Source organism: Rhodococcus sp. LW-XY12 (assembly GCF_019317345.1).
Taxonomy (GTDB): Bacteria; Actinomycetota; Actinomycetes; order Mycobacteriales; family Mycobacteriaceae; genus Rhodococcus; species Rhodococcus pyridinivorans.
In genome coordinates, this window is record NZ_CP079225.1 from 4,628,341 (window position 1) to 4,643,394 (window position 15,054).

Genomic DNA, 15,054 nt, shown 5'->3' on the forward strand with positions numbered 1-15,054 from the left:
GCCGGCGAGTGCGTGTCAGGCCTCGCCGGCACCGGGCGCTCGGATCAGACGGTCGGTCTGATGATGTTCGGGTTCAGGTATTTCGTCGCGACGCGGTCGGGTCCGAGTTCGGTGCCCCACGTGCTCGGATCGGTTGCGACGCGGTAGCGGTCGTCGCACTTGAAGGTGCCGGCCTCCGTGGGGAACGCCTGGGTGTATTCGGCGCCGGTGAGCCTCACGACGAGCCCGCAGGTTGCCGGCATGTTGTTCCCGGGATCGGTGACGGCGTGCAGCCCGCCTCCGTCCCACTCGTCGATTCGGGACAGTTCGTCGATGACGCACTGACGGGACAGGTCCGATCCGCAGGCGTCCGCAGCGGTCGCCCACAACAGGAACGAAGAGGTGGCCTGCATGCCGAGCAGCGCGGTCTTGCCGTCCTGCTCGGTGACCAGCTCGACGTACTTCTTCACGGCCGGTACGGCATCAGCGTTCTCGATCATCTGGAAGGTCATGCCGGCGTGGAGGTTGTCGAGCAGACCGCTCTCCCCGTTCCACGCCTGGGCGGCGTTGCCGTACCAGGTGGCCTCACCGAGCAGGATCGGGTCGATGCCGGCCTGGTCGAGTGCCTTCACGAAGTTGAACTCGGCCGGCACCGGGGAACGGGACGTCCACAGGCCCTTGACGCCGCACTGCTTGAACTTCTCGGCGAAGGGCGCGTAACTCGACTCGCCCTCGTAGTTGAGCGTGACACCGCAGTTCTTCAGCGTGAAGCCGGCGGCCTCGGCGATGGACCGGATCTTGGTGCTCGCCGAGATGATCGTGGGCATCGTGCTGTCGATGACGTCGAACTCGCCGACCAGGTCCGGGTACATCTCGGCGATCTGGAACCACTGCGAGCCGTTCGCGTAGTCGACCGGGAACGGGACGCCCTGGTAGGTCATCGGGCCGTTGGCCGCGTCGGGGGACACGGTGAAGGCGGGGACAGCGGCGAGATTGCACGCGACCCGAGTCTGCTCGGACGTCTGGTCCATGGCGAAGCCGTGACCGACCATCATGAACTCGCTCGCACACGCGTTCTGCATCACGGCGTTGGCCTGCGTCATCGCAGCGTCGTAGTGGGTACCGACGATCGTGCGACCGTTGATGCCACCCTGGGCATTGCACCAGTCGATCATCGCGGAGACGGCGTCACCGATCTCCTTGTTGAGTCCGGGACTTTTCGAGTAGCCCCGGTCGTCGCCGTATCCGATGCGGATCTCGGTATCCGACACTCCCTGGTCGGTGCTTCCTGCCGCATCCCCCGGCCCGCACGGAGACGCGAGGGTTCCGAACGATTCCTCGGCCGTGGGGGCCGCCGCTGCGGCGGCTGCCGCCGGAGCGAGGGCGCCCGCCGACGGGTCGGCGCCGCGGTCCGACGCACAAGCGGACGTCGCTACTACGACGGCGAACAGACCCGCCATCGATTTCGAGGCAGCGCTGAGTTTCACGACGATGGACTCCTTGGTCTCGGTCTGGGCTGAAGCGCAATTCCGGGGCGTCGGACGGTAGGCCGGGTGTCGCGAAGGTAGCCACCCCACAGAGTGAGACCTGGGCCACTCTCACTGACCGGGACAAATCTGTGACAATGAACACAGCGCCTAGGGTTCGATGCACTACGTCACCCGAAACAGTTCTCCGATCCCCCTGTGTACGCCCTGCTGCGCGACGAAACCGTGCGGGACCGAGAAAGGCGAATCCTTGACAGCACAAGCAGATCTGCAGCAGATGTTGCAGATGGTCGTTTCCCAGCTCACCGGCCCCGGTGGCCGATTCGAAATCGTCGAAGAGGACGTGCGCGGCAACCGGATGCAGGTCATGCGCAACCGCGACCGCCGCATCGGCGACCTCGTCGCCGCGTCCCGGCAATGGGGCGACCGCGACTACCTCGTGACGGCCGATCGCCGCCTCTCGTTCAGCGCGCACGCCGACGCCGTCGCCGCCCTGGCGACCGTCCTGCGCGACGAGCACGGCGTGAAGAAGGGCGACCGCGTCGCGCTTCTCGCGGCCAACTCTCCCGAATGGATCATCACCTTCTGGGCCGCTCAGTGCCTGGGTGCAATTGCAGTGGGCCTGAACTCCTGGTGGACGCCGCCCGAGATCGCGTACGGCGTGAACCTGGTGCGGCCCAAAGTGATCGTCGCCGACGCCAAGCGCGCCGCGTTGCTGGCGAGAGCGGGGGTCTCCGGGTTCGATCTGCTCACCACCGAGCAGGACGTGCCCCGGATCGTGGCCGCGGCGTCCGGCGCCGAACTGCCGTCGGCGGACGTGGAGGAGGACGATCCCGCGGTCATCCTGTTCACGAGCGGTACCAGTGGGCGTCCCAAGGGGGCACTGCACTCCCACCGCAACGTGCTCGCCGTCGTCGACTATCACCGATACTCCGACGCGCTGGTTGCCGCGATGCAGCAGCGCCCCTATGACGACTCGGTGCCCAACGACAACCGGTATCTCCTGACCTCACCGTTGTTCCACATCGCGAGCCTGCACAACCTTGCGGTGCCGCGACTCGCAACGGGAAGCGCCGCTGTCATGACGGAAGGCGGGTTCGACGTCGACAAGGTCTTCACGCTCATCGAGCGCGAGAGGGTGACCAACTGGGGTGCGGTGCCGACGATGGCTTCGCGCATGCTCGAGCACGAGAACACCGACAAGTACGACCTCGGCTCGCTCACTGCGTTCGCGCTGGCTTCTGCTCCGTCCTCCCCCGAGTTCAAGCAACGCCTGCAGGCGAAGTTCCCCTTCGCGCGACAGGCTCTGGTGGACAGCTATGGGCTGACCGAGTGCAGCACCGCGATCGCCATGGCGACGGCCCCGGAAATCGAGGCCTTCCCCGGAACCCTCGGCTCCCCCATCATCACGGTGAGCATGGAGATCCGCGATCCGTTCGGCGAACGGGTGCCCGACGGCACCGAGGGTGAGATCTGCGTCCGCAGTCCCTACGTAATGCTCGGCTACTGGGAGGATCCGGCCGCAACGGACGCGGCCATCACCCCGGAGGGATGGTTGCGTACCGGCGACTACGGCGCGATCGAGAACGGACGTCTGCGGCTCACGGGCCGACGGTCCGATCTCATCCTGCGCGGCGGCGAGAACGTCTATCCCACGGAGATCGAACAGTGCCTCGACGAGCACCCCGGGGTCGTCGAGAGCGCCGTGATCGGCGTGGACCACGAGGATCTGGGACAGGAGATCGCCGCCGTCGTCGTGCTGCGACCCGGCAGCACGATCACCGAGGACGAGTTGCGAGCCTTCTGCGCCGAGCGACTGGCCTACTACAAGGTCCCTACTGTCTGGCGGATCACGCAGGATCTGCTCCCCCGCAACGCGACCGGCAAGATCGTCCGACGCTCGATCACCGTCTGACCGGCGAACCCGTCGATCACTCGCCGAGCCCGAACAGCGACGTGGCGTTGTCGCGGCACACCGCGCGGATCCACTCGCTGTCGGGCGCGACGCGCTCGAGCACCTCGAGCTGGTGCAGATAGTCGTACGGAATGTTCGGAAAATCCGTGCCGAGCAGGATCTTCCGACGCAGCGCGTCGAGACGCGGCAGCTGATCCCTCGGGAAGGGTGTGTCCTCCTCGACGAAATCGGTGAACGCCATCGTCGTGTCGAGATACACCCGCTCGTACTGTTCCGCGAGGTCAAGGAACTCGCGGTACTCGGGCATACCCATGTGCGCGACGATCACCGTCAGCTGCGGGTACCGGCGCATGAGTTCCTGCATCGGAGCCGGACCGGTGTACGTGCCGGGCGCCGGGCCCGACCCGCAGTGCACGACGATGGGCACGCCCGAGTCCTCGAGCAGGCCCCACACGTCGTCGAGGAGCGGATCGAGCGGCGAGTAATCGCCGACCTGGATGTGGGATTTGAACACGCGCGCGCCCGCCTCGATCGCCGACGCGACGTACTCCTTCGCCTCGGCCTCCGGGTAGAAGGTGGCGGTGTGGAGACAGTCGGGGGTCCGGGCCGCGAAGTCGGCCGCCCACGAGTTGAGCCACGCCGCCATCTCCGGCTTGTGCGGGTACAGCATGGCGGTGAACCGGCGTACCCCGAAGTCGCGGAGACGCGCGACGCGTTCCTCCTCGTCGTGCCGGTAGGTGATCGGCCAGGGCCGTCCGACGAGCGGGCCTGCGGAGTCGAAGTACGCCCAAACCTTGTCCATGACCTGGCGGGGCATGAAGTGCGTGTGGACGTCGATCAGGTGATCGAGACCGTGGGTGCTCCGAAAGCGTGCGACCGACTCGACTTCGTTCATGCCGCGACCCTATCCGGCGACCCTCAGCAGGGGTGACGTGAGTAGTTGATATTCGCTCCGGGAGATCGTTGTCACATACCCCCAGCAGGACAAAGGTTTGCCTTACCAATACTATGTGAAACTTGAATTACCGATCCGCGAGCGTCTTGGCGCATGTCAGCACGCCGTCCGACCCTTCCTCGGACGTCACCCCGTGAAACTGAATCTCAAGCGCCTGCTCCTCGCACCGGCCCGCGCCGGGGCGCTCGTCCTGACCGCCTGCGGTGACAGCGGTATCGACAGCGCCGACGCCGAGAACGGCGCGACCGTCACCATCGAGACCGTTCGCGGGAACGATGGTGTTCATCGTCGTCCTGCGCCGGATCGCGCTGAAGTCGTCGATCATCGTGCCGCTCGTCGGCATCATGCTCGGTGCCGTGGTCGGCTCGATCACCACTTTCCTCGCCGGCAAGTTCGACCTGCTGCAGTCGATGTCGGCGTGGCGTTCGGGTGGCTTCAGCAGCGTGGTTCGCGGCTTCTACGAACCGCTGTGGGCGGTGCTCGCCGTCGCCGTCCTCGCCTATCTCCTCGCCGACCGGTTCACCATCGCCGGTCTCGGTAGAGACCTCGCCACCAACGTGGGGCTGAAGTACGAGCAGGTCGTCTTCCTCGGCGTCATGCTCGTCGCGATCGCCACCGGCGTCACTACCGTGGTGGTGGGCTTCATCCCGTTCCTCGGCCTGATCGTCCCGAATCTCGTGTCGATGATGCTCGGCGACGACATGCACAGGAACCTGCCCTGGGTCGCCGTCATCGGCGCCGGACTACTTCTCGCGTGCGATCTCGTCGGCCGCACGATCGTCGCCCCCATGGAGATTCCCGCGTCCGTCGTCCTCGGCGTCGTCGGCGCCGTCGTCTTCATCACTCTCGTTCTGAGGCAGCGTCGTCATGTCAGTGCTTGATTCTGTACGCGCCCGGGCCGTCCCGTCCGGCAAGGGTGAGCGCCGTCGCCTGTCGCCGGGAGTGCGCCTGGCCATCGTCGCCGCGATCGCCGCCGTAGCGGTCGCCTGCTATCTGTTCCTGTTCATCCGCGGCTCGTTCGACTTCACCTTCCCTCGCCGGCTCACCGTCCTGGGAGCCATGGTGGTCGCGGCGTTCGCGCACGGCATGGGGACCGTCGTGTTCCACACGGTCACCGACAACCGCATCCTCACGCCGTCCATCATCGGGTTCGATTCCCTGTACACGCTGATGCAGACGCTGACGGTCTTCTTCTTCGGAGCCACCGCGATCGCGACCTCCGAAGGCATCCCGAAGCTCGTCCTCCAGACCGGGCTCATGGTGGCACTGGCGACGCTGCTCTATCGCTGGTTGTTCTCCGGCCGTTTCGGCAGCCTGTTCCTGATGCTGCTCGTCGGCGTCGTACTCGGAATGGCGTTCGACAGTCTCTCGACGTTCATCCAGCGGGTGCTCTCCCCCACCGAGTACGACATGCTCTCGGTCGAGCTGATGGGTCGCCTGTCGTCCGTACCCGGCGACTATCTGCCCCTCGCATTCGGCATCTGCATCGTCGTGGGGGTGATCCTGTGGCGCCGTCGCCACCGTCTCGATGCGCTGCTGCTCGGCCGCGACACCGCAACCAACATCGGTGTCGCCTACAAGCGCGAGTTGACGCTGATGCTCGTCCTCATCGCGCTGCTCGTGGCGTTCGCGACCGCATTGGCCGGGCCCATGACCTTCTTCGGCTTCCTCGTCGCCACCCTCGCCTACCAGATCGCCGGTTCGTACAAGCACCAGTACGTCATGCCCATGGCGTTCCTGCTCGGCGTGATCACCCTCGCCTTCGGCCAGTTCTTCATGCAGCACATCTTCTACGCGGGCGGGTTCCTGACGGTGATCATCGAGTTCGTCGGCGGCATCCTGTTCCTGTTCATGCTCCTGAGAAAGGGAACGCTGTGATCGAGTTCCACGACGTCTCGATGTCGTACCAGGACAAGCGGGTCCTCGGACCCGTCTCCGGCACGATCCGCGAGGGCGGCATCACCTCCCTGATCGGACCGAACGGTGCCGGCAAGTCGACGCTCATGACGATCATCGGCCGACTGCTGCAACCCACCAGCGGCACCGTCACCGTGGGCGGACTCGACGTGCATTCCACGAAGACCCGGGAGCTGGCCAAGCATCTGTCGATCCTGCGGCAGGAGAACCACATCACCGCGCGCCTGACGGTCCGCGAACTGGTCGGCTTCGGTCGATTCCCGCACTGCCAGGGCAGACTCACCGCGGAAGACGTGCGGCACGTCGACGAGGCGATGGAATTCCTCAACCTCACCGACCTCGCAGACCGCTTCCTCGACCAGCTCTCCGGCGGTCAGCGGCAGCGCACCTTCGTGGCGATGGTGCTGGCACAGGACACCAAGTACGTGCTGCTCGACGAGCCGCTCAACAACCTCGACATGAAGCACGCCGTGCTGATGATGCGTCAGCTGCGGCGGGCAGCGGACGAACTGGGCAAGACGATCGTGCTCGTCATCCACGACGTGAACATCGCCGCCGCGTACTCCGATCACATCATCGCGTTGCGCGACGGCCTGATCGTCACCAGCGGCACGTCCGACGAGATCATGCGGGACGAGATCCTCACCGACGTGTTCGATACCCCCGTGACCGTCCACGCGATCAACGGGCAACCCACCGCGGTCTACGCGCGCTGAGCGGAACTTCGCTCAGAACAAGGTCAATTCGGCGTCGTCGGCGCACTTCGGCGGCTTGTGCGCGACCACGGGCGTGCTCGGCACCTCGATCGGTCCGGGCTGCGCCGCGATCTCGCGGGCGGCCTGGCCGGCGAGCGTGTCGGCCATCTCGTTGAAGTGGTTGCCGACGTGGCCGCGCACCCAGCGGAACCGCACCGGACCGGTGCGGTCGGTGAGCTCGCGGTCGATGGCGCGCACGAGTTCGAGGTTCTTCACCGGCGCGCCGGTGGCCGTCTTCCAACCCTTGCGCTTCCATCCGGGCAGCCATTCGGAGGCGCACTTGATCGCGTACTGCGAATCGGATTCGATGATCATCGGCTCGGCGCCGGGATGCGCGCGCAGTGCCTCGAGCACCGCCCGGAGCTCGGCGATCTGATTCGTGCCCGAACGCTCACCGCCCGACGCGCTGGGCCCCTCGTGATTGACCCACGCCCACCCGATGGCGCCACCGGGATTGCGAAGGCAGGATCCGTCGGTGCTCACGATGATCATGCGCCCGACCATAGCCGCACCCTCCGACACCACGAAAGTCGGCTCGAGCGCACAGAGTCGCGAAAGTCGGCTCCAGCGCACAGAGTCGCGAAAGTCCGCTCCAGCGCACAGAGTCGCGAAAGTCCGCTCCAGCGCACAGAGTACGGTAGGACGGTGACCGTGTCCGACGAGCGAGGCCGTCGCATCGCGAGCGTGGCGGACGAAGCACCCCTCGACACCCGCGTGCGCGTGCCGTGGCCGGTCGACGTGGTGCGCACCCTGCGCCCGCTGCAGCGCGGGCCGTGGGATCCGTGTCATCGCGTCGTCGCCGGCGCCGTCTGGCGTACCTCCCGGATGAACACCGGTGCCGTGACGTACCGACTCACCCAGGACGGTCCGCACGGCGCGCGGTGTCTGGCGTGGGGTCCGGGCGCATCCGAGTTGGTCGATCGGCTTCCGGCGCTGCTCGGCGCCGACGACGACCCATCCGGCTTCGTACCCGAGCATCCCCTGCTCGTCGAGGCGCACCGACGCATGCCTGCCCTGCGCATCACCCGCACGGGCCGGGTGCTCGAATCCCTGGTGCCGGCCATCCTGGAACAGCGGGTGCACGGGGTGGCGGCGTTCGCGTCCTGGCGTCGTCTCGTCACGTGGTTCGGCGATCCGGCGCCCGGTCCGGCCCCGGAGGGCATGCGCGTGCCGCCCTCCGCGGCGACCTGGCGGACCGTGCCGTCCTGGGAGTTCCATCGGGCGAACGTCGACCCCGGCCGCGCACGCACTGTGGTGCGCTGCGCGCAGGTCGCCGACTCCCTCGAGCGCCTCGTGCATGAACCGGCCGCCGACGCCCGACGGAAGTTGCGGGTCGTGCCGGGGGTGGGCGTGTGGACGGCCGCGGAGGTCGCCCAGCGCGCGTTCGGCGACACCGATGCGCTCTCCGTCGGCGACTACCACCTCGCGAAGGTCGTCGGATGGGCGCTGCTCGGTAAGCCCCTCGACGATCCCGGCATGATCGAATACCTTGAACCCCTGCGCCCGCAACGCTATCGGGCGGTTCGACTGATCGTGGAGTCCGGTGGGTACGCGCAGGTTCCGAAACGCGGCCCTCGCACCCCCATCACCGACCACCGTCGGCGGTGACGGGGTCTCGATCCACAGGGCCCGTAATCGTAGACTCGGTCGCATGTCCGCCACCCACGACGCGGCCGGCCCCGATCGGCTCGGACACCTCCCGAGCTATCTGATGACCCTGGCGGCGCGACACGTGCATCGCGTCGTGTTCGACCGCCTCGATTCCGCCGATGCCCGAGGTCACCACTACCGGATCCTGGCCGCCCTCGAGGTACACGGTCCGTCCAGTCAGATCGACCTCGCCCGTCGCTGCGGACTCGATCGCAGCGACGTCGCCGCCGCCGTCGACGCACTCGTCGACCGGCGTTTCGTCGAACGAGCACCCGACCCGACCGATCGGCGACGCAACATCATCACCCTCCCCCAGCGCGGGCGCCGGCGACTGTTCGATCTCGACCGGATGCTCACCGCGGCGCAGGACGAGGCGTTCGCTCCCCTCGACGCGGCCGAACGCGCACAGCTCACCGCCATGCTGACCAGAATTGTCGAGTATCACACCAGGCCTGCGCCGATTTCCGCGCAGCAGTCGTAGGCTTGTAGAGGTGCATCCGGCGGAGATCCCGCCGTGAGCACGATCTACGAAAGGACCATCGGCGTGCAGGCCAAACCTTGCCGAGAATCGCGAGTCGTCAAGACCAGCAGGGTGTTTCCCAACGACGTCAACGACCACAACACGTTGTTCGGCGGGAAGCTGATGAGCGACATCGACATGACCGCGTCGATCTCGGCGACCCGTCACAGTCGTGCCTCGGTTGTGACGGCGTCGACCGATTCCGTGGCCTTCCTCGAACCCGTCCGTCCGTCCGATTCGGTGTGCCTCGAGTCGTTCGTGACGTGGACCGGACGTAGCTCGATGGAGGTCTTCGTCAAGGTCACCGCCGAAGATCTGCGCAGCGGGGAGCGGCGCATCGCCGCCACCGCCTTCCTCACCTTCGTCGCCGTCGACGACGGCGGTCGAACCATGCAGGTCCCACCGGTGCTGCCCGAATCCGACGAGGAACGCAAGCTGAACGAGTCCGGTGACGAGCGGGCGGAGCACCGCCGCATGCACCGCGCGCAGAGTCAGGAGATGGCGAAGTATCTCACCACGAGCCGGCCGTGGTAGGTGCCTTCACCCGGTGAAGGTCCGTCAACGGCCCGTCGCGAAGGCCGGCGAGCAGCCTCGTGAGGTAGATCGGGCAGTGGGACACTGCGCGGACGACATTCGCAGCATCCTCGGGTGGTACGGCGTCGAGTCGCCGGCTCGCGTTCCGGAGGATCGGTCACCCTGACACGTTCCCGACGACGAGAAAGGAGCATCGTGACCGAGTATTGGAATCACAACACGGCCTTCCACTCGGAGTTGCTCGCAGCGGTTCCGCACCGTGACAGCAGCGTCCTCGATATCGGCTGCGGCGACGGACTTCTCCTTCGGAAACTCGCCACGGCAGCCGCATCGGTCACCGGCATCGATTCGGATCACTCGGCTGTCGCCCGAGCGCGCGCACGCCTTGCCGACACCCCCGACGCGCACGTCGTCGAGGGAGATGTCCTCACCTCGTCGGAACTCGATGATCGGCGCTTCGACCTGATCACGTGCGTCGCCACCCTCCATCACATGCCGCTGATCATCGCGCTCGAACGCATGCGAGAACTTCTGGCCCCGGGAGGGAGCCTGCGCATCGTGGGGCTGTCTGCCAACAAGACCGTGATCGATCGGCTCGTCGCCGGGGCCCTTGTTCTTCCCGTTCGCGTAGCGAGCACCATCCACCGCGAATCCGGCTACCCCGGCATGACGACCGAACAACCCCGCGAGTCACTCGCCGATATCCGTCGCGCGGCCGCGATGGTGCTGCCCGGAAGCCGTATCCATCGACGCTTCTACTACCGCTACACGCTGGACTGGACCAAGCCCCTCTGAGGGAATCAGTGAAATCCCGGTGATCGGCGTCGAACTGTGGAAGTATCTCGACGACTCGACGCGAAGGGGGATCGCGTGTTCGACATCGAGCTTTCGGCAGGAACGATCGAGTACGAGGACACCGGTGGCGACGGACCGGTTCTCGTGTTCATCCACGGTCTACTGATGGACGGAACCGCGTGGCGAAACGTCGTGGAACAACTCCGCGGCACCTACCGCTGCATCGCGCCGACCTGGCCTCTCGGCTCGCACCGCATACCGATGCGCCCGGAGGCAGACCTCACCCTCGTCGGCATGGGCCATCTCATCGGGGAGTTCCTCGACGCTCTCGACCTGCGTGACGTCACGCTGATCCAGAACGATTGGGGCGGCGCCCAGGCCTTCTTCGCCGTGTCGAATCCCGAACGGGTCTCGCGACTCGTGCTCGCCGCGTGCGAGGCATTCGACAACTACCCTCCCGGCCCGGTGAAACGACTCCTGCCGCTGGTCAAGCTTCCGGGTGGGGTACGCCTGCTCATGGCGGTGCTCGGCACGAAGTTCGGCCGGCGTGGCCCCGGCACCTGGGGATGGATGAGCAAACGTCCGGTACCCGGACCCGTCATGGACGCCTGGTTCCGCCCGGCCACGGTCGACCGGAACATCCGGCGTGATCTGGCCAAGTACGCACTCTCGTCCCCGCCCAAGCAACAGCTGCTCGAGATCGCTGCGAAAGCGGCGCAATTCTCCGGGCCGGTGCTGGTCGTGTGGGCCACCGAGGACCGCATGATGCCGCGCGATCACGGGCGACGCCTCGCCGAGGTCTTCCCCGACGCGCGGCTGGTGGAAATCGACGACAGCTACACCCTGCTGGCCGAAGACCAGCCCGAGAAGCTCAGGGCGGCGATCGAAGAGTTCTTGACCGCCACAGCCCGCTGAGACGTCCCGCATCCGGATACGACTCGGCGGTTACAGCGCCCGCGCGATGATCTGCTTCATGACCTCGTTCGCGCCGGCGTAGATCCGCTGGACGCGCGCGTCCTCGTACATCCGCGCGATGAGGTATTCGCGCATGTAGCCGTAGCCGCCGTGCAACTGCACGCACCGGTCGATGACCTCGCACTGCTTGTCGGTCAGCCAGTACTTGACCATCGCGGCATCGGACGGATCGAGTTGGCCCTTCAGGTGCTGCTCGATGCAGTGGTCGAGGAAGATGCGGCAGGTGCGGGCGATGGTTTGGCACTCGGCGAGTTCGAAGGCCGTGTTCTGGAACTCGAACAGGCTGTGCCCGAACGCCTGTCGCGCCTTGGTGTAGCGGACGGTCTCCTCGACGGCCCGGTCCATCGCACCGGCGGCCTGCGCGCCGATGATCAGACGTTCCTGCACGAGCTGTGCCATGAGCTGACCGAAGCCGAGACCTTCGGATTCGCCGAGCAGGTTCGTCACGGGCACGCGCACGTCGACGAACGACAGCTCGGAGGTGTCGGCGGCGTGCTGGCCGACCTTGTCGAGCACACGGCCCACCGAGAAGCCCGGGGCGTCACGGAGATCCACGATGAGCAGCGACACACCCTTGGCGCCTGCCTTCGGGTCGGTTTTGACGGCGAGGACGATGACGTCGGCCGAAGAACCGTTGGTGATGAAGGTCTTCGAGCCGTTGACGACGTAGTGGTCGCCGTCGCGCACCGCGGTGGTCTTGATCGCTTTGAGGTCCGAACCCGCGCCGGGTTCGGTCATGCCGATGGCACCGAGGATCTCGCCGGTGGCCATGCCCGGCAGCCACGTCTTCTTCTGCTCCTCGTTGCCGTATTCGAGGATGTAGTGCGCGACGATGCCGCTGTGCACGGAGTTGCCGAACGCGAGATCGCCGGAGTAGCCCTGCGCGTCGAACACCGCGAGGTCGTGCGCGAAGGTACCGCCGCCACCCCCGTATTCCTCGGGGATCGAGCAGCACAGCAGACCGAGTTTGCCGGCCTCGAGCCACACCTCACGATCGATACGACGCTGCGAATCCCACTTCTCGGCCTTGCCCATGACCTCGCGATCGAAGAACTCGCGCGCGAGATCGTAGACGGCAGAGACCTCGTCGTCGTACCAGGAGGCGACGTGCTTCTTCGGCATCGGGTTCGGATTTCCTTTTCGCAGTGTTCGGTCGGAGTGGTCAGGATCCGCGCAGTTCGCGCTTGAGGAGCTTGCCGCTCTGGTTACGCGGCAGGACGTCGGCGAAGCGAACGGCCTTGGGCACCTTGAACGGTGCGAGGCGCTGCTTGACGTGGTCGATCAAGGTGGGCTCGTCGAGCTCGTGACCGTCCTTGAGGACGACCACCGCGGTCACCGCTTCGATCCATTTCTCGTCCGGAGTACCGATCACCGCGACCTCCGCGACGGCCGAATGCGTGTAGATCGCGTCCTCGACCTCACGTGAGGCGACGAGGATGCCACCGGTGTTGATGACGTCCTTGATGCGATCGACGACGGTGATGAAGCCTTCGGCGTCGCGGGTGACGAGGTCGCCGGAGTGGAACCAGCCGTCGCGAAAGGCCTCCTCCGTCGCGGCGGGATTCTCCCAATAGCCCAGGCACAGTTGCGGTGAGCGGTACAGGATCTCACCGGGTTCACCGTCGGGGACGTCGTTGCCGTCGGCGTCGACGACGCGGGTTTCGACGAACAGCACGGCCCGGCCGCACGAGGCGGGACGCGCGTCGTGTTCCTCGGGGCGGAGGACGGTGGCGAGCGGACCGATCTCGGATTGGCCGAAACAGTTGTAGAAGCCGAGCTCCGGGTAGCGGCCGCGGAGTCGCTCGAGGACGGTGACGGGCATGATCGACGCTCCGTACTGCGCCTTGCGCAGCGACGACAGGTCGCGCTCGTCGAGGTCGGGATGGTTGGTCAGCGGCACCCACACCGTCGGGGCGAGGAACAGCGATCCGATGCGCTCCTCCTCCACCAGCCGCAGGATCTCGGCGACGTCGGGTGCGGGCAGCAGCCGCACGGTCGCACCGACCGCGAAGTACGGGATGAGGAAGACGTGCATCGCCGCGGAGTGGTAGAGCGGCATGCACACGAGCGGGTCGTCGCCGGCCGACAGGTCGAGCGCCTCGATCGACGACATGTATTCGAAGGTGAGCGCCTGGTGGGTCATCATGGCGCCCTTGGGCTTCGACGTCGTGCCCGAGGTGTAGAGGAGCTGGACGAGGTCGGTGTCGGCCACGGCGACGTCGAGCGTCGGCACGTCGCCGGTCTGCGCGACCGTCACCAGGGAGTCGTCGGCGTCGCGGAGCGGGACGACGGTCTCGGCCGGCACGTCGGCCAGGACGGCGTCGAGATTGTCGCGCAACACGGGGTCGACGAGCACGGCTTTCGCGCCCGACTGACCGAGCAGGTACGACAGTTCCTCGCCGCGCAGTGCGTAGTTGATCGGCACGTGCACCAGGCCGGCGCGGGCAGCGGCGAGATATCCGATCGCGTAGCCGTCGGAGTTGGTGCCGTAGGCGGCCACGCGGTCGCCCTTGGACAGGCCCAACGAGAGCAGGTGCGCAGCGGCACGGGTGACGGCGTCGTCGAGTTCCCGGTAGGTGAACTGCCGGTCGCCGAAGCGGAGTGCGACGCGGGCGGGATAGCGCGCGGCGGTGCGGTGGAGGATGCCGTCGACGGTGCTCTGACGCGGGTCGGGGGTCATGCAGTGAACTTTATAGGACGTCCAACCAACTAGTCCAGACCTAGCGATCGCTCGGGATCAGCGATCCTTCCAGACCGGTGCCCGCTTCTCGAGGAAGGCCGTCATCCCCTCCTGCGCGTCGTCGATCATCGCGTTCGACGCCATCGTCTCCGCCATTGCGGCATAGGCCGTCTCTTGCGGCAGATCGATCTGCCGGTAGAACGCCTCCTTGCCGATCCGCATCGTCTCGGGGGACGACGTGGCGATCTTCAGGGCGAGCTCGGTGGTCGCGGTCTCCAGCGTCTCCGGTTCGACGACGTAGTTCACCAGGCCCCAGTCGGCGGCGGTCTGCGCGTCGATGGTGTCGCCGGTCAGCAGCATCTGCAGCGCCCGCTTCCGGCCGATCGCGCGGCTGACCGCGACCATCGGCGTCGAGCAGAACAACCCGATCCGCACACCCGGGGTGCCGAAGCGAGCGTCGCCGGCAGCGACGGCGAGATCGCACGCAGCGACGAGCTGGCATCCCGCCGCGAGCGCCGTGCCCTGCACCGATGCGATCACCGGTTGAGGGATCGACTGCACGGTCCGCATCATCTCGTTGCACGTCTCGAAGATCGCGCGTTCCTCGTCGAGCGTGCGTCCGATCATCTGCCGCAGGTCGTGCCCGGCCGAGAACACCGGGCCTTCCGCGCGGACCACGATCACCTTCGTGTCGGCCGCGAGCGCCGTCAGGCCGGCGATGACCTCGCGCATCGTCTCCACCGACAGCGGGTTGCGCTGCTCCGGGCGGTCGAGGGTGAGCACCCCGATACCGCTGGCCTCGTCGACAGCGATGAGCACGGGCGGGGGCAGGGTGTCGACGGCGTCGGGGCCGTCCGCAGAGCGATCCGTCACGTTCCCTTTCCTACACCAC

15 protein-coding genes and 1 pseudogene are annotated in these 15,054 nt (G+C 66.7%); 9 read left to right on the forward strand and 7 right to left on the reverse strand.

Annotated features, from left to right (window positions below):
- Nucleotides 1–44 precede the first annotated feature (44 nt).
- Nucleotides 45–1,439, reverse strand: coding sequence for an ABC transporter substrate-binding protein (locus tag KXC42_RS21215; protein WP_193903964.1), 1,395 nt, complete (start codon nt 1,437–1,439; stop codon nt 45–47).
- A gap of 304 nt (nt 1,440–1,743) precedes the next feature.
- Between KXC42_RS21215 and KXC42_RS21220 the strand changes: the two genes are divergently transcribed.
- Nucleotides 1,744–3,381 carry a class I adenylate-forming enzyme family protein gene (locus KXC42_RS21220; RefSeq protein WP_198040676.1) on the forward strand — a complete coding sequence of 546 codons (1,638 nt, stop codon included), beginning with the start codon at nt 1,744–1,746 and terminating at the stop codon, nt 3,379–3,381.
- 16 nt (nt 3,382–3,397) lie between these two features.
- On the opposite strand, the gene KXC42_RS21225 is transcribed toward KXC42_RS21220, so the two are convergent.
- Nucleotides 3,398–4,276, reverse strand: a complete 879-nt coding sequence (locus tag KXC42_RS21225; RefSeq protein ID WP_200358801.1) for an amidohydrolase family protein — start codon at nt 4,274–4,276, stop codon at nt 3,398–3,400.
- 127 nt (nt 4,277–4,403) lie between these two features.
- Nucleotides 4,404–4,622 carry a hypothetical protein gene (locus KXC42_RS21230; RefSeq protein ID WP_006551008.1) on the reverse strand — a complete coding sequence of 73 codons (219 nt, stop codon included), beginning with the start codon at nt 4,620–4,622 and terminating at the stop codon, nt 4,404–4,406.
- On the opposite strand from KXC42_RS21230, the pseudogene KXC42_RS21235 reads away from it, so the two are divergent.
- From KXC42_RS21235 to KXC42_RS21245, 3 genes and pseudogenes are all read left to right on the forward strand, one after another.
- A pseudogene (locus KXC42_RS21235) lies at nt 4,600–5,217 on the forward strand (iron chelate uptake ABC transporter family permease subunit); the annotation flags it as partial. The gene KXC42_RS21230 and the pseudogene KXC42_RS21235 sit on opposite strands and share 23 nt — an antisense overlap.
- Nucleotides 5,204–6,214, forward strand: a complete 1,011-nt coding sequence (locus KXC42_RS21240) for an iron chelate uptake ABC transporter family permease subunit (RefSeq protein ID WP_257605915.1) — start codon at nt 5,204–5,206, stop codon at nt 6,212–6,214. The pseudogene KXC42_RS21235 and the gene KXC42_RS21240, both read left to right, overlap by 14 nt.
- Nucleotides 6,211–6,969 carry an ABC transporter ATP-binding protein gene (locus tag KXC42_RS21245; RefSeq protein WP_033098433.1) on the forward strand — a complete coding sequence of 253 codons (759 nt, stop codon included), beginning with the start codon at nt 6,211–6,213 and terminating at the stop codon, nt 6,967–6,969. The genes KXC42_RS21240 and KXC42_RS21245 overlap by 4 nt, the downstream gene beginning before the upstream one ends.
- Before the next feature lie 12 nt (nt 6,970–6,981).
- Here the strand turns inward: KXC42_RS21245 and KXC42_RS21250 are convergent, their stop codons facing one another.
- Entirely contained in the window at nt 6,982–7,500 is a 519-nt protein-coding gene (locus KXC42_RS21250; RefSeq protein ID WP_033098456.1) for a ribonuclease H, read from the reverse strand.
- A gap of 153 nt (nt 7,501–7,653) precedes the next feature.
- Here KXC42_RS21250 and KXC42_RS21255 point away from each other — a divergent pair, with 153 nt between their 5' ends.
- The 5 genes from KXC42_RS21255 (at nt 7,654) to KXC42_RS21275 (ending at nt 11,422) form a co-directional block, all read left to right on the forward strand.
- Nucleotides 7,654–8,616 (forward strand): DNA-3-methyladenine glycosylase, encoded by a 963-nt coding sequence (locus KXC42_RS21255; RefSeq protein WP_006551013.1) that lies wholly within the window; start codon nt 7,654–7,656, stop codon nt 8,614–8,616.
- 43 nt (nt 8,617–8,659) lie between these two features.
- Nucleotides 8,660–9,139 carry a MarR family winged helix-turn-helix transcriptional regulator gene (locus KXC42_RS21260; RefSeq protein ID WP_019290768.1) on the forward strand — a complete coding sequence of 160 codons (480 nt, stop codon included), beginning with the start codon at nt 8,660–8,662 and terminating at the stop codon, nt 9,137–9,139.
- 33 nt (nt 9,140–9,172) lie between these two features.
- A complete protein-coding gene (locus KXC42_RS21265; protein ID WP_019290767.1) occupies nt 9,173–9,712 on the forward strand; it encodes an acyl-CoA thioesterase in 540 nt (179 codons plus the stop codon).
- A 195-nt stretch (nt 9,713–9,907) separates the two neighbouring features.
- Nucleotides 9,908–10,507, forward strand: coding sequence for a bifunctional 2-polyprenyl-6-hydroxyphenol methylase/3-demethylubiquinol 3-O-methyltransferase UbiG (locus KXC42_RS21270; RefSeq protein WP_024102171.1), 600 nt, complete (start codon nt 9,908–9,910; stop codon nt 10,505–10,507).
- Between the two features lie 75 nt (nt 10,508–10,582).
- A complete protein-coding gene (locus KXC42_RS21275; RefSeq protein WP_219129546.1) occupies nt 10,583–11,422 on the forward strand; it encodes an alpha/beta fold hydrolase in 840 nt (279 codons plus the stop codon).
- Between the two features lie 30 nt (nt 11,423–11,452).
- Here the strand turns inward: KXC42_RS21275 and KXC42_RS21280 are convergent, their stop codons facing one another.
- The 3 genes from KXC42_RS21280 to KXC42_RS21290 are packed head-to-tail and all read right to left on the reverse strand — an operon-like array spanning nt 11,453 to nt 15,035.
- Entirely contained in the window at nt 11,453–12,604 is a 1,152-nt protein-coding gene (locus KXC42_RS21280; RefSeq protein ID WP_006551018.1) for an acyl-CoA dehydrogenase family protein, read from the reverse strand.
- A gap of 40 nt (nt 12,605–12,644) precedes the next feature.
- Nucleotides 12,645–14,162, reverse strand: coding sequence for an acyl-CoA synthetase (locus tag KXC42_RS21285; protein WP_064851683.1), 1,518 nt, complete (start codon nt 14,160–14,162; stop codon nt 12,645–12,647).
- A gap of 57 nt (nt 14,163–14,219) precedes the next feature.
- Nucleotides 14,220–15,035 (reverse strand): enoyl-CoA hydratase, encoded by an 816-nt coding sequence (locus KXC42_RS21290; protein WP_006551020.1) that lies wholly within the window; start codon nt 15,033–15,035, stop codon nt 14,220–14,222.
- Nucleotides 15,036–15,054 lie beyond the last annotated feature (19 nt).

Bases quoted from the DNA above. Each gene is read 5' to 3' on its own strand.
- KXC42_RS21215 (WP_193903964.1), bottom strand. From the start codon at position 1,439: ATGGCGGGTCTGTTCGCCGTCGTAGTAGCGACGTCCGCTTGTGCGTCG.
- KXC42_RS21220 (WP_198040676.1), top strand. From the start codon at position 1,744: ATGTTGCAGATGGTCGTTTCCCAGCTCACCGGCCCCGGTGGCCGATTC.
- KXC42_RS21225 (WP_200358801.1), bottom strand. From the start codon at position 4,276: ATGAACGAAGTCGAGTCGGTCGCACGCTTTCGGAGCACCCACGGTCTC.
- KXC42_RS21230 (WP_006551008.1), bottom strand. From the start codon at position 4,622: ATGAACACCATCGTTCCCGCGAACGGTCTCGATGGTGACGGTCGCGCC.
- KXC42_RS21240 (WP_257605915.1), top strand. From the start codon at position 5,204: ATGTCAGTGCTTGATTCTGTACGCGCCCGGGCCGTCCCGTCCGGCAAG.
- KXC42_RS21250 (WP_033098456.1), bottom strand. From the start codon at position 7,500: ATGATCATCGTGAGCACCGACGGATCCTGCCTTCGCAATCCCGGTGGC.
- KXC42_RS21260 (WP_019290768.1), top strand. From the start codon at position 8,660: ATGTCCGCCACCCACGACGCGGCCGGCCCCGATCGGCTCGGACACCTC.
- KXC42_RS21280 (WP_006551018.1), bottom strand. From the start codon at position 12,604: ATGCCGAAGAAGCACGTCGCCTCCTGGTACGACGACGAGGTCTCTGCC.
- KXC42_RS21285 (WP_064851683.1), bottom strand. From the start codon at position 14,162: ATGACCCCCGACCCGCGTCAGAGCACCGTCGACGGCATCCTCCACCGC.